Here is a 13,498-nt window from a genome sequence, read left to right as displayed (position 1 = left end):
AAAAAAATTTTTACACAAATAAATTAAAAATAACTGATTTTTATGAATAAACCCATTTATTACAATTATTTTAAAATAATAGTACGTACTACTAGACGAAAGGTCAATTATTATGTACAATGTTTTCAGAATATTATTTTTATTGGTAACAATCCAAAAAGTGGGCAAAATATGAATTTGCTTGCTGGGTTGTTTGCGCAATTGCAATTGACAAATTTTTTAGGGGGTATACCATGAGAAAAAGAAAATTTGCAGGCATGCTGGCGACATTGATGTTAACGGCAGGCGTGATCGCCGGGTGCAGTTCTGCAAGCACGGGTGGAAAAAGCGGAGACGGAGGCGGAACCATCAAAATTGGCGCCAACCTCGAGCTTTCTGGGGGTGTTGCTTCATATGGGCAGTCTGCACTTGAAGGTTTAGAATTCGCTTTTGATGAAATAAATAAAAATGGCGGAGTTAATGGGAAGAAACTGGAATTGGTAAAAGTTGATAATAAATCAGATGCTGGTGAAGCAACCAATGCTGCCATCAAGCTTGTCAGTCAGGATAAGGTTGCTGCGATTGTTGGCGCGGCAACAAGTACGAATACATTGGCTCAAGTGCAAATCGTACAAGACAATAAGATTCCGCTATTGACGCCAACTGGTACAAGTCCCACGATTACAAATAAAGATGGAAAAGTGAATGAATTTGTTTTCCGTACGTCTTTTATCGATCCATTCCAAGGAACGGTTGCAGCCAACTTTGCGGCGAAAGAATTAAAGGTTAAAAAGGCAGCTATTTTAATCGATAACTCAAGCGACTATGCGAAAGGTTTAGCTGCTGCGTTTAAAAAATCGTTTGCGAAAAATGGTGGCGAAATTGTCTCAGAAGAGGCTTATGTTGCCAAAGATACTGACTTCCGGGCAACGTTGACACGGATCAAAGCCAAAAATCCGGAGTTCGTTTTCCTCCCTGGTTATTATGAAGAGGTCGGGTTAATTGTCAAACAGGCACGGGAGCTTGGCATTACCGCACCGTTTATGGGCGGAGACGGCTGGGATTCTCCAAAACTCGTTGAAATAGCCGGAGCCGCAGCGTTAAACAATACGTATATTACGAATCACTATTCATCAGGCGATTCGGATCCAGTCGTGCAAAAATTTGTGAAAGCATTTAAAGAAAAATACAATGGCAAATCGCCGGATGCCTTTAATGCTCTTGGTTATGATTCAGGATACTTCCTCGCCGATGCCATTAAGCGGGCAAAAAGTGCTGATCCGGTAAAAATTAAGGATGCAATGGCCAAAACAGATGGTCTCCAGCTTGTTACTGGAAAAGTCAAGTTGGATAAAAATCACGACCCAATTAAATCAGCGGTTATTCTTGAATACAAAGACGGCCAGCAAGTTTTCAAAACAAAGGTGAATCCTTAAAGCGGAAGGTCGGATAGACATAAAAGAAACATCCGGCAGACAACTAAATGAAAGAAAGAATAGAAAGATGAATAGGGAGATGCGGGGTCTCCCTTTTCTGGTTTTTTTAAACCAACCACAACTGTCTCAATTGGCCCTTTTAAAGGAGGTTCACACATGGAATTCGTTCAGCAGCTGATCAACGGTATTTCGCTGGGCAGTATTTATGCCCTGATTGCGTTAGGGTACACAATGGTATACGGAATTGTAAAATTAATTAACTTTGCCCATGGAGATGTCTTCATGGTTGGGGCATTTATTGGCTTTTATTCCATAACGGTTTTTCATTTGGGATTTCTGCCGGCACTCTTGCTTTCAATGGTAGCCTGTGCCATCTTCGGTGTTTTAATTGAAAGAATTGCTTATAAACCGCTCCGAAACGCGACAAGGATTGCGGCATTGATTACAGCGATCGGCGTATCGCTTTTTATTGAGTATGGAACGATTTATTTAAGAGGAGCCCAGCCTGAGGCCTATCCAGATGGAATCATTCCGACAAAAGTGATTAAATTTTTGGGGATTGAAATCAACAGCCAGTCGCTGTTTATTTTAGGCGTATCGGTTTTGCTCATGATTTTGCTTCAATTTATTGTACACAAAACAAAGATCGGCAAGGCTATGCGCGCCGTTTCTCATGATATGGATGCCGCCCGATTAATGGGTATTAATGTTGATAACACCATTTCCGCAACCTTTGCAATTGGCTCTGCCTTGGCAGGTGCCGCAGGGGTTATTTTTGGAATGTACTATACAAAAATTGAGCCACTGATGGGGATTATTCCTGGATTGAAGGCGTTTGTTGCCGCAGTTTTAGGCGGAATCGGAATCATTCCCGGGGCAATGGTCGGGGGCTTGCTGCTCGGTGTGGTCGAAGCGCTTGTCAGTGCGCTTGGTTACTCGCTATGGCGGGATGGCGTCGCCTTTGTTGTCCTCATCTTGATTTTGATTTTCCGTCCATCCGGATTGCTCGGCAAAAACGTCAGAGAAAAAGTGTAGGGGGCTTTAGCGATGAATACAGTTAAACGAGCAAAAGGCTTTTGGACCGCAATCGTTTTGGCCGCCATCTTTTCAATTGTTATCCAATTCCTGATTACCGGCGGAACACTGAATACGTTTTATGTGAACACCTTGTTTTTTATTGGCATCAATATTATCCTTGCTGCTAGTCTTCATTTGATCATCGGCATCACCGGGCAATTCTCGATTGGACATGCCGGATTTCTGGCGGTTGGCGCCTACGCTTCGGCGATTATGACCATGAAGCTGCAACTTCCCTTCCCGGTTGCCTTGTTGACAGGCGGTTTAGCCGCAGCTGTTGCCGGTTTACTGATTGGCATCCCAAGTCTCCGGTTGAAAGGCGATTACTTGGCCATTGCGACCCTTGGCTTTGGTGAAATCGTCCGAATTACCTTTCTGAATATCGATTATGTGGGCGGAGCAAGCGGAATGCAAGTGTCCCACCTAACGACATGGCCATGGCTTGTATTCAGCTTGCTGGTAACCATTGTAGTGATTGTCAATTTTACCAACTCGACACATGGCCGCGCCTGTATAGCGATCAGGGAAAATGAAATTGCAGCAGACGCAATGGGGATCAATACGACCTATTACAAAGTAACCGCTTTTGCCATTGGCGCTTTTTTTGCTGGTGTCGCGGGCGCTCTTTATGCTCATAATTTTTATATTATCCAGCCGACCAATTTTGGCTTTTTGAAATCATTCGATATTTTAATTTTTGTTGTTCTTGGCGGATTGGGAAGCATGTCAGGTGCTGTTATTGCCGCAATACTGCTGACGATTATTTCGACGTATTTGCAGGATTATCCGGGAACGCGGATGATCATTTACAGCCTTGTGTTAATTGTGATGATGCTTTACCGTCCACAAGGACTGCTCGGCACAAGAGAATTGACTTCCTTTTTTAAAGGACGATCAACTGCCAAAGGAGGAATGAGCGATGAGAGCAAACACACCGTTGCTTAAAGTGGATCATGTCGGCATTCAATTTGGCGGATTAAAAGCAGTATCGGATGTCAATCTGGAATTGCGGCAAGGCGAGCTCGCCGGCTTGATCGGACCAAACGGCGCCGGAAAAACAACGTTCTTTAATTTGCTTACGGGTGTTTATGTTCCGACAGAAGGAACCATCGAGCTGGATGGTGAAAAATTAAATGGATTGGCACCCTATAAAATCACAAGGAAGGGAATCAGCCGGACGTTCCAAAATATTCGCTTATTCAGCGAATTGTCTGTGCTTGATAATGTAAAGGTTGCCTACCATTCGCTTGCCAAGCATTCGATTGCGAGTTCGATCTTTCGCCTACCTCCCCATTTTTCAGGTGAACAGGAAATGGAAGAGAAGGCGATTGAGTTTCTAAAAATTTTTAAGCTGGAAAAATACATGCACGAAAAAGCCAAAAACCTTCCATATGGTCAGCAGCGCCGTTTGGAAATTGCCCGGGCGCTGGCGGCCAATCCGAAGCTGCTGCTGCTGGATGAACCCGCGGCCGGAATGAATCCGCAGGAAACGGCAGAATTAATGAATTTAATTGCGTTTATTCGCGAAAAATTTTCGCTGACGGTGCTTTTGATTGAACATGACATGCTGCTTGTTATGGGGGTTTGTGAGCGGATTTATGTGCTGGATCACGGCCAGCTGATTGCCGAAGGAACACCGGCGGAAATTCGCAGCAATCCAAAGGTCATTGAAGCATACCTCGGGGAGGAGGTTTCCTAATGCTACAGATCAACAATATGAATGTCTATTATGGGAATATTCAGGCGCTCAAAGGGGTTTCTTTGGAAATAACGGAAGGGGAAATTGTGACGCTGATTGGGGCGAACGGTGCAGGCAAAAGCACCCTGCTCAAAACGATTTCCGGCCTGTTAAAACCGAAACAGGGCGAGATCGTCTTTGAAGGAGAGTCCATTGGCGGAAAAGTCGCCCAAGCGATTGTTAAAAAGGGAATTTCCCATGTTCCGGAAGGACGGCGTGTTTTTTCCAACATGACTGTCGAAGAAAATCTAGAGCTTGGAGCGTATTTACGAAAAGATAAACAAGGCATTCGCGAAGATTTTGAAAACGTGTACCAGCTGTTTCCCCGGCTCTTTGAGCGAAAAAAACAGCAAGCCGGAACCTTGTCAGGCGGCGAACAGCAAATGCTTGCCATGGGGCGGGCATTAATGGCGCGGCCGAGGTTGCTTTTGCTCGACGAGCCGTCAATGGGTCTGGCGCCATTGTTAGTAAAGACGATTTTCCGGATTATCGAAGAAATTAATCAAAGTGGGACAACAATTCTTCTTGTTGAACAAAACGCAAACATGGCGCTGTCCATTGCTCATCGCGCCTATGTCATTGAAACAGGACGGATCGTCAGCGCAGGAACAGCCGAAGAACTCAATCAAAGCGACCAAATTCGAAATGCCTATTTGGGCGGACATTAAAACGAAAACAGGAATCGGGCATTTCCGGTTCCTGTGTTATTTTTAAAGGCTTGAAGGGTGAAATTTTTTGGCCAATCGTTCAAAATAGCTAGTAGACACCCATTAATGAAAGGATGAGGACGATGGCGCAGACAAAGACAAATGCGATGAGGCTTCTTGACGCTCAAAAAATCCCTTATGAAATGGTATCGTATGATGCCAATGATGGAAAAATTGATGGTGTTTCCGTAGCGGCGAAAATGGGTCGAAGCAGCAGTGAAGTTTTTAAAACGCTTGTGGCACAGGGAGCAAGCAAAGCGATAGTGATTTTTGTCATTCCCGTGAGTGCAGAGCTTGATTTGAAAAAAGCAGCGAAAGTTTCCGGCGAAAAAAAGGTTGAAATGGTTCCGGTAAAGGACATTCAAAAATGGACTGGCTATATTCGCGGCGGCTGCTCGCCAATCGGGATGAAAAAAGACTATCGGACTTTTATTGATCAGAGTGGGCAAGCCCTTGACTCAGTGGTGGTCAGCGGCGGGAAAATCGGGCTGCAAATCGTTATAAACCCGAATCAATTAAAAAAGGTTACGCATGCGGAGTTTGTTGAATTGATTAAATAAAGAATAAACTGTCCGGGGAGGGGGAACCCTGAACAGTTTTATTCTTTTTTCACATTGACGACAGGCGTGAAAATAAATGCGGAGGAAATTCCTTGATCCGGTGTTTGTTCCGTATCCCCCTTGAATGGTTTCTGCATTTCAAGATTTGCTTCCTCTGCTTCTGAAAGCCCTTGGCCTCGTGAGCGTGAGAGTTTCCTATCTTCATGATCTTTTGCCATCTTCAAGCTCCTTTATGCATCCAGGATTATGAATGGTCTTTGCTGTGTTGGTCTTTATTGCGTTTATTTCCTTTACTATTGTCACCGCTTACGGATGTACCGCCTGCTTCCGGGGCGTTTTGATTTTTACTTCCTTTATTGTATTTTTTGGTCAATTTTGGATATCTCCCTTCATCGAAACTACTTGTAGTTTCATCCTTATCGTGATTTTTATTCATCAATGCGGCATTCGACTAAAGCAAAAAGCCAATACTATTGTCGAAGATCATGGTAAAATGGAAAAGGGAAATAAGTAGAGAAGGAGAACAGCATGATTAAATGTATTGCAACAGACATGGATGGTACTCTTTTGAATTCAACAGCGAAAAAAATCACGGATGAAAATCGGGCTGCGATTTTAAAAGCGCAGTCCCAAGGCATTCAGGTTGTCATTGCTACCGGCCGATCTTATGATGAAGCGGATTTCTTGCTGGAAGAAGCCGGATTGCAGTGCCCGGTAATTTGTGTAAACGGTGCGGAGGTCCGGTCAGAGCAAGGCGAAGTCGTCGCGAGGACTCCTATGGTAAAGCAGGATGCGGCAGATGCCGCCATGTTCTTAAAAGAAAATGATGTGTATTTTGAGGTTTACACCGATAAAGGCAAATTTACCAACGATCCGAAAAAGTCCGTATCGGTGATGGTTGACATTGTCGTAAGTGCCAATCCGGATGCAGATTATCAAGAAGTGATTCATTTTGCCGAGGAAAGGGTAAAAAAGATTCATCAAGTGGAAGATTTTCATGAATTGTTTGCGAATGAGAACACCAACATATACAAATTCCTGGCCTTTTCCTTTGATGCGGAAAAACTAGAAAAGGCAGGAAAGGAATTGGCACAAATTGAAACACTTGCTATTAGTTCCTCGGGTCATGAAAACCTTGAAATTACCCACAAACAGGCCCAAAAGGGCATTGCCTTGGAGGCATTTGTAAAAGCAAGAGGAATAACGCTCGAAGAAACAATGGCGATCGGTGATAATTTTAATGATGTGTCGATGTTTGAAAAAGCCGGCCGCTCAGTGGCAATGGGAAATGCCAGTCAAATGATCAAGGACCTTTGCGATTTCGTTACGGATACGAATGAGAAAAGCGGCGTAGCCAAAGCAATTTTAGCGGTATTGGAATAATAAAAACTCGCCTGCTGGCGAGTTTTTATTTACCATACTTACCATGGCCGTAGGTTGTGGTTTTTTTCGGTTGGGGAATTGCTTAAAGTTGTATCAGTGTTTTATAAAAAAGTATGTATTTTTGCTAGACAATCATTGACGATTTCTTCCGGTACTTGTCCTTTTATTTTGAGATTTTGAGCTTTCCAATCCAGGCTTTTCACTTGATCCGTTAAGATGACGCCTTGAAAAGCCAAGCCCTCAGGGAGCATGACTTCAAATCCCCATCCTCTAATCGTATTTGTAATGGGACATACGGCTGCAAACCCTGTTATTTCATTAAATTCTTTTGGCGATAAAACAATCCCAGGACGATTTCCTGCTTGTTCATGTCCTGATTGCGAATTGAAATTCACATAAACAAGATCGCCTTGATCCGGTGTTGACATTAGATTAGCTCATTCCCCTCTGTTCCCAAATCTATTTCCTTGTGGCGATATTCCGGTTTGCATTTTGCCAAGAGTTCATCCAATGAATATTTTTTTTGTTGTTTTTTGGGGGTTAATGTAATAGCCTCGTCATTAGCAGAAACTCGGATTTCTATTTCAGAGCCTTGCTGCATTCTGACTCTTTCTGCGATCTCTTTGGGAATTCTTACTGCAAGACTATTCCCCCATTTTTGGATCGTTGTAGCTATTGGCATTCGTTCCACCTCTTTTTCATTCCTTTTTTTCTTTGCTTCCATTGTAACACTCCCCGTTTTTCGTGTATATACTCAATTATACATCTGGTTGGGGAATGATACCCTTTATTTTGATTTGTGTGCTACAAAGGAATTGTTCATTCGTCCACAAATTTAGCGATGAGGTCACCATTTGTACGACCATTCCGTCCGATATAGAGTTTATTATGAACACATAGAGAATATAGACTCTTTGAACACGTACAAATAGTTAAAAAAGACAAAATATTTTAGTTTATACTTTTTTTATAACACAGGAGGATTATGGTATTTTATATATAATTATTCAATTTGTTACAGAAACTATTTTCAAAGGGAGTGGAAGGGATGATTTTTTAAAGAGATTAATTGCTTTAGCTATGGTGTTTTCATTAGTTGCTGTCTCTGTTGGAATAAAAGAATCAGATGCGGCAACAGTTAGAAGAGGGAAGATTAGTTTTTATGATGGAGAAGGTAAATTAGGTGCAGATCAAAAAATACTTACACGGTATGATTGTGCAGTTGGATTTCTCTATAAATATATTACTAAAGGAACACCAATTTATACTTCTAATGAAGATAAACTAAAATTTGTCACTCTCTATAAATGGGATTGGGGTGGATTTAATGATCCTGTAATATTAGATGTTCAAAGGTCAGCATTCCAATATGACTTGGGCGGAAGTATTACATTAGGATATATCCCCAATGGAAGAATAAGTTACTAATTAATGTAAGTATCATTTTAAGTGCCTCATCTTTACATTGTAAGGATGAGGTCTATTAATATAGAGGTGTATCTATGAGGAAAAAATTTATAATATTTTCATTGATAGTTGCTATAGCATTAATTATTGCAGTGACTACTTTTAATAAGGTTAAAGTCCTTTCATTAGACCACAATCTAACAAAAGTGAAAAATTTATACATTGATACTGCGGACAACCTGAATCATTTTTTATATAAAATAAAAATAGATGCAAATACGAAGGAAAAGAAATTGTTATTAAAAAGGCCTGTTCAGGAGGCATATCCCACTTCTGCTTATTCCGAAAAGAATAACAGGATTTATTTTTCTAAATCAATCGAAAATAAGAGCACCCAACTATTTGAAAAAGATCTTAACAATAATCAAACTAAACAACTGACAAAAGACTTAAATTTTATTGATTTTTTATCATTGAATAGATCAAAACAATTGATATATATAAGAGCGTTGGTTGGAAATACTGATCGTAATTTTCATATTGCAACTTATAATTTGCTTACGTCAAAGTATGAAGTTTGGAATCCACATGATTCGGATACATCCGTAGTATGGTTTGACTATAATGCTAAAGCAAATAAAATATTAGCAGTAACTAAATCAATAAAAGAAGAATTCGAAAATATTGATAAGGCGAATAAAACTAAAACGGCACCTATACCACCTGTATACAAAATATCTCTATATACTGAGGATGGAAATTTGGAAAAAGAAGTATTAGTGTTAAAAAAATTTGTACGAAGTGCCGCATTATCTGATAATGGAAAGACAATTTTAATCAACTATAAAGATGGAATTGAACCAAATAAACCTTCGATCGTAGCTAAATACTCGATAGATAGGCATAGTTTAAAACCATTACTTCAAGATTCAAAACAAATTTTCAATATTCGTAACCCAATATATGACCAAAAAAACAATGGTTATTATTTTATTGCTGATGATAACCCAATAGGCTCTTCATCGTCAGTTAAATACTTTAATTTTAAAACGAATGAAATTAAACAAGTTTTCCATACTGAAAATGAAGTGATTATCAAAATTTATATTAATAATTGACGAACATATATAGTATGGTTATTTCTAAAAAGCCGAAAGTTCCTAAAAATAGGGAAAATCGGCCTTATATATCTATCGAATAGTACATAGCGTATGTTTTTCGCGGATCGTTGATCGAACAGTCATAAAGAATACTGCAATTTCGACAGCGTTAGTGTATCTTTTCGATCTTTTACGCCCCGACGCCGTGAAGAATGAGTTGAACGAGCCGCTTTACCTCTGTTGCATCGTCCCATTTCCGGTTCGGCAGGATGGTAAAACGGATCATGAAATAGCCAAAGATTTGCGTAAGCATGGATCGGATCAATGTAAAATTGGGCAGGTCGATTAATTCACCACGCTGTTTAAAACCATCCAGAATCCGATTGATGTGCTGGGATGGGGCTTTTTGAAAAAAAGCGATTAGTTGCATCCGCAAGTCGTCACGCTGCAGCAGTTCAACAACCAATATTTTAAAAATTTCCTGATTCTCTTTGACAAAGTGCAGCCGGTTTTCAATTAAAGCTGTCAGGAAACTTTCGAAGCTGGGATAGGATTTGGTGAAGACATCTTGAATAAACTCATCTGCGACAATCGGAATCGACTCAATGATAAATGGCAGAATGACAGAGAACAATAAATTTTCTTTTGAGCCAAAATGGCGGAAAATGGTCCCTTCAGCAACCCCGGCGGCTTTGGCAATTTCACTCGTTGACGTGGAAGCATAGCCTTTTTCGGCAAATAAGGAGATGGCTGCTTCAAAGACACGCTGTTGTTTTTCTGTCATTTCTTGTTTATTCTTTGCTTGGCTAATGGCCAATTCAATAAAATTTCTTGCTGACATGGATTTTCATCACCTTTTATTAACTAATTGATGATCAAGCCACTTTCGGTCACTCCTAGAGCGGGCCGAATTGGCTTTACAAGTGAATTCGACCACTTTTTGGTGCGATTCGACGCAATCGCGAGTGATTCGACGCGATTTACGAGGAATTCGACGCAATCGCAAGTGGATTCGACGCAATCGCAAGTGGATTTGACGCATTTCACGAAGAATTCGACGCAATCGCGAGTGGATTCGACGCGTTTTACGAGGAATTTGACGCAATCGCAAGTGGATTCGACGCGATTCACGAGGAATTCGACGCAATTGCAAGTGGATTCGACGCAACTAACGAGGAATTCGACGCAATCGCAAGTGGATTCGACGCGATTCACGAGGAATTCGACGCAATTGCAAGTGGATTCGACGCGATCCCAATCAGATTCGACGCAACTAACGAGGAATTCGACGCGATCCCGATCGGATTCGACGCAACTAACAAGGGATTCAACATGATCCCAATCGGATTCGACGTCTTTCCAGCTTCATTCTACAACTTTCCGCATGAATTCAACAACTTCTCCTCCCGGCTTAAATTTTCCGGTATTTTTTCAAAGCAAATACATTCAGGACAATGAAGAAGACTGCGAAACCGAGAAGAATCAAAATGTCACTGCGAATATCGCCGAGCCCGAGTCCATTATACATGATCGCTTTCAGCGCATCGCCTCCGTAGTACATTGGCATGAATTTTGCAATGACTTGAAGCCAGTTTGGCATGCCGTCAACCGGTAAAATGCCGGCAAAAAATACTTGCGGAATGACGACAATGGGAATAAACTGCATCATTTGGAATTCTGAATTCGCAAAAGCCGACAGCAAAATTCCAAGCGAAAGCGCAACAAGGGCCAAAATTAAATTAATTAAAATCACATTCCATAACGAACCGGCAAGGACAATCCCTAAAACTTTTACGGCATAGAAGACGACGATCACTGTCTGGATGATCGCAAACAATCCATAGCCGGACAAGTAGCCAAAAACAATATCGCGCCGCTGAACCGGGGTCGCCAATAAGCGATCAAGCGTACCTGTTGTCCGTTCGCGCAATAAAGCAATTCCAGAGATCAGAAAAACAAAAAAGAAAACAAAAAAGCCAACTAAAATCGGTCCCAATATGTCGAAGAAGGTCGTGTCTTTATTGCCGTATACATAGGCTGTCTCCACTTTAGGCGGCTGAATCTGTTCCATTTTGGCAGGCAGGGCAGGAACTGCCTTTTGAACTTTCTCCATAAAGGCTGCACCATTGGCGGCTTGCGTTTTCGCTGTTTCTGCCGCAATGATTTGCTGAATTTTCATTTCCAGGCCTTTTGCGGCAGTGGGGTCGGAGTTGCTTACGGTTAATTGGTAGCGGGAACCGTCGATTTTCAAGATTCCATCCAAATCGTCGGCAACGATCGTCTTCTTGATGTTTTTCACCTCATCATATTGCTTTACGTGAATAGCCTTGTCCTGCAATTGTTGAATGAAGGCGGTGCTGCCATTGATCACGCCGATTTTAGGATCAGGTGATGTGCTGTTAAACAGAAAATGCATAAGGGTCAGAATAAATAACGGGGCAACCATCATCAGCGCAAGTGTGCGTTTGTCCCTTAAAATCTGCTGAAAAATTCGCTTGATTAGCGCAAGAATTCTCATCTGCCCGTACCCCCTGCTTTTAAAAATACTTCTTCCAAGCTATCGATGCCATATTGGGCTTTCAATTCGGCAGGGGAACCGCTTGTGATCAGTCTGCCGTCGCGGATCATTCCCAGCCTGTCGCATTTTTCCGCTTCATCCATTACATGGGTTGTAACCAAAATCGTTTTGCCGGCTTCTTTCAAGCGATAAAGTTCTGCCCAAATCGACTGTCTTAATTCCGGATCAATTCCGACGGTTGGTTCATCCAAAATAAGGATATCTGGATTCTGAATAACGGCGACTGCAAGTGAGAGCCTACGCTTCATGCCGCCGGAATAGGCTTGAACCTTCTTCTTTAATTCTCCGGATAGGTTCACCAATTCGGCAGCGTAAGCAATTCGTTCCACTTGCTCTGCTTTTTTTAATTGAAACAATGATGCGAAAAAGGAGAGATTTTCTTTTCCGGTTAGATCGGTGTAAAGGGCATCGGCTTGGGCCATATAGCCGATTTTTTGCAGAATCGACAAATTCGGAATCCGGGTATCCTTGACAAGGACCTCCCCTGCGGACGGCTGATCCATTCCGACAATCAGTTTGACAAGCGTTGTTTTTCCAGAGCCGGATGGCCCGATGAGGCCAAAAATTTCCCCGGGCTGTACTTTTAAACTCACATTCTGCAATACTTCTTTTTTGCCAAAACGTTTGCTGACTTGGTCCACCACAATTGAAGGTACCATTCAAAAGCCTCCCATTACTAAAAAATGAGTGATTACTCACTCCCAATTATAGTTGATAATTTGCAAAGGTCAATGGCTATTTTTTAAAAGTAAAAGAAAAAAGGGTACCCAAAAGCAATGCTTTTGGAACACCCTTTTAAAATTTATACGTCCAAAACCGTTCATCTTTCAGCCATGCCATAATTTGCGGATCTTCGTTTTTCCGCTTTTCAGGCAAGTCTTTTGTCATATGCTCCGTCTGGGAACGGTGGGCGCTGATTGCTGCCAGCTTTTTCTCAATCACATTCTGAATATTGTTGTGGATATCCGGCTTCCCAAGTTCTTCAATACAATTTCGTGAAAACGCAACGCAATTCAATTTCGGGCGTTCTTCTGCTGGCAGGCGCTTGACCGCTCTGATAACTGCAGCACCGGTAGCATCATGATCCGGATGGACAGCATAACCTGGATAAAAGGTAATAATCAGCGAGGGGTGCAATTCATCAATAAGAGAAGAAATGAGATCCGCCAACATTTCCTCATCTTCAAATTCGATCGTTTTGTCACGAAAACCAAGCATGCGCAAATCCTGAATTCCAAGCGCCTGTGCTGCTTGTTTTAATTCTTCCTTGCGAATTTTCGGGAGATTTTCCCGATTTGTAAACGGGGGATTTCCCATGTTGCGCCCCATTTCACCCAATGTGAGGCAGGCATAAGTCACTGGCGTTCCGTTTTCGATATGGGATGCAATCGTTCCGGAAACACCAAATGCTTCATCATCCGGATGAGGGAACACAACTAAAACATGAGATTCTTTTTCCATGAATACCTCTCCTCGAAAGTATTTTTTTCCATTTGAGCTTTATCAATGTCTGCACATGAGCCTTTGCGGCAA

The 13,498-nt window shown here is 41.8% G+C and carries 17 protein-coding genes; 9 read left to right on the top strand and 8 right to left on the bottom strand.

Translation table 11 applies throughout. From position 1 onward, the window contains the following. Positions 1–233 precede the first annotated feature (233 nt). The 6 genes from ACQYAD_RS17710 (at position 234) to ybaK (ending at position 5,497) form a co-directional block, all read left to right on the top strand. On the top strand, positions 234–1,415 hold the full coding sequence (locus ACQYAD_RS17710) for an ABC transporter substrate-binding protein (RefSeq protein WP_430240274.1): 1,182 nt from the start codon (positions 234–236) through the stop codon (positions 1,413–1,415). A 156-nt stretch (positions 1,416–1,571) separates the two neighbouring features. Continuing rightward, positions 1,572–2,450, top strand: coding sequence for a branched-chain amino acid ABC transporter permease (locus ACQYAD_RS17705; RefSeq protein WP_430240272.1), 879 nt, complete (start codon positions 1,572–1,574; stop codon positions 2,448–2,450). A 12-nt stretch (positions 2,451–2,462) separates the two neighbouring features. Continuing rightward, positions 2,463–3,437: a branched-chain amino acid ABC transporter permease gene (locus ACQYAD_RS17700; protein WP_430240268.1), complete on the top strand. Its 975-nt coding sequence runs from the start codon at positions 2,463–2,465 to the stop codon at positions 3,435–3,437. Further along, positions 3,412–4,191 (top strand): ABC transporter ATP-binding protein, encoded by a 780-nt coding sequence (locus ACQYAD_RS17695; RefSeq protein ID WP_430240265.1) that lies wholly within the window; start codon positions 3,412–3,414, stop codon positions 4,189–4,191. The genes ACQYAD_RS17700 and ACQYAD_RS17695 overlap by 26 nt, the downstream gene beginning before the upstream one ends. Beyond that, positions 4,191–4,898 (top strand): ABC transporter ATP-binding protein, encoded by a 708-nt coding sequence (locus ACQYAD_RS17690; protein WP_430240263.1) that lies wholly within the window; start codon positions 4,191–4,193, stop codon positions 4,896–4,898. Before ACQYAD_RS17695 ends, ACQYAD_RS17690 begins: the two co-directional genes overlap by 1 nt. Positions 4,899–5,020: 122 nt before the next feature. Beyond that, a complete protein-coding gene (gene ybaK, locus ACQYAD_RS17685; protein ID WP_430240261.1) occupies positions 5,021–5,497 on the top strand; it encodes a Cys-tRNA(Pro) deacylase in 477 nt (158 codons plus the stop codon). A 38-nt stretch (positions 5,498–5,535) separates the two neighbouring features. Here the strand turns inward: ybaK and ACQYAD_RS17680 are convergent, their stop codons facing one another. Both ACQYAD_RS17680 and ACQYAD_RS17675 read right to left on the bottom strand, forming a co-directional pair. Continuing rightward, positions 5,536–5,715: a hypothetical protein gene (locus tag ACQYAD_RS17680; RefSeq protein ID WP_430240260.1), complete on the bottom strand. Its 180-nt coding sequence runs from the start codon at positions 5,713–5,715 to the stop codon at positions 5,536–5,538. Positions 5,716–5,741: 26 nt separating this feature from the next. Continuing rightward, entirely contained in the window at positions 5,742–5,870 is a 129-nt protein-coding gene (locus ACQYAD_RS17675) for a hypothetical protein (protein ID WP_430240258.1), read from the bottom strand. Positions 5,871–6,025: 155 nt separating this feature from the next. On the opposite strand from ACQYAD_RS17675, the gene ACQYAD_RS17670 reads away from it, so the two are divergent. Then, positions 6,026–6,880, top strand: coding sequence for a Cof-type HAD-IIB family hydrolase (locus tag ACQYAD_RS17670; RefSeq protein WP_430240256.1), 855 nt, complete (start codon positions 6,026–6,028; stop codon positions 6,878–6,880). Positions 6,881–6,981: 101 nt separating this feature from the next. Here ACQYAD_RS17670 and ACQYAD_RS17665 read toward each other — a convergent pair whose 3' ends face one another. Together ACQYAD_RS17665 and ACQYAD_RS17660 are read right to left on the bottom strand one after the other, a co-directional pair. Continuing rightward, positions 6,982–7,308, bottom strand: coding sequence for a type II toxin-antitoxin system PemK/MazF family toxin (locus ACQYAD_RS17665; RefSeq protein WP_430240255.1), 327 nt, complete (start codon positions 7,306–7,308; stop codon positions 6,982–6,984). Further along, on the bottom strand, positions 7,308–7,604 hold the full coding sequence (locus ACQYAD_RS17660; RefSeq protein WP_430240254.1) for an AbrB/MazE/SpoVT family DNA-binding domain-containing protein: 297 nt from the start codon (positions 7,602–7,604) through the stop codon (positions 7,308–7,310). Before ACQYAD_RS17660 ends, ACQYAD_RS17665 begins: the two co-directional genes overlap by 1 nt. A 356-nt stretch (positions 7,605–7,960) precedes the next feature. Between ACQYAD_RS17660 and ACQYAD_RS17655 the strand changes: the two genes are divergently transcribed. Further along, positions 7,961–8,308 carry a hypothetical protein gene (locus ACQYAD_RS17655; RefSeq protein WP_430240253.1) on the top strand — a complete coding sequence of 116 codons (348 nt, stop codon included), beginning with the start codon at positions 7,961–7,963 and terminating at the stop codon, positions 8,306–8,308. A 74-nt stretch (positions 8,309–8,382) separates the two neighbouring features. Continuing rightward, a complete protein-coding gene (locus ACQYAD_RS17650; RefSeq protein ID WP_430240252.1) occupies positions 8,383–9,405 on the top strand; it encodes a hypothetical protein in 1,023 nt (340 codons plus the stop codon). A 172-nt stretch (positions 9,406–9,577) separates the two neighbouring features. Here the strand turns inward: ACQYAD_RS17650 and ACQYAD_RS17645 are convergent, their stop codons facing one another. The 4 genes from ACQYAD_RS17645 to bshB2 all read right to left on the bottom strand — a co-directional run bounded on the left by ACQYAD_RS17645 (position 9,578) and on the right by bshB2 (position 13,426). Continuing rightward, on the bottom strand, positions 9,578–10,228 hold the full coding sequence (locus ACQYAD_RS17645) for a TetR/AcrR family transcriptional regulator (protein ID WP_430240251.1): 651 nt from the start codon (positions 10,226–10,228) through the stop codon (positions 9,578–9,580). A gap of 570 nt (positions 10,229–10,798) precedes the next feature. Then, the gene (locus tag ACQYAD_RS17640; protein WP_430240250.1) at positions 10,799–11,905 is read right to left on the bottom strand and encodes an ABC transporter permease; all 1,107 of its coding nucleotides are present in this window, start codon (positions 11,903–11,905) and stop codon (positions 10,799–10,801) included. Next, positions 11,902–12,624, bottom strand: coding sequence for an ABC transporter ATP-binding protein (locus ACQYAD_RS17635; protein ID WP_430240248.1), 723 nt, complete (start codon positions 12,622–12,624; stop codon positions 11,902–11,904). The genes ACQYAD_RS17640 and ACQYAD_RS17635 overlap by 4 nt, the downstream gene beginning before the upstream one ends. A 136-nt stretch (positions 12,625–12,760) precedes the next feature. Further along, on the bottom strand, positions 12,761–13,426 hold the full coding sequence (gene bshB2, locus ACQYAD_RS17630; protein ID WP_430240246.1) for a bacillithiol biosynthesis deacetylase BshB2: 666 nt from the start codon (positions 13,424–13,426) through the stop codon (positions 12,761–12,763). Positions 13,427–13,498 lie beyond the last annotated feature (72 nt).

Origin of the sequence: Neobacillus sp. SM06, from assembly GCF_050496765.1 — a bacterium.
GTDB lineage: Bacteria > Bacillota > Bacilli > Bacillales > Cytobacillaceae > JAEVLT01.
The sequence above is the reverse complement of the archived record's forward strand: the minus strand, read 5'-3'. Positions and strand labels throughout refer to the sequence as shown.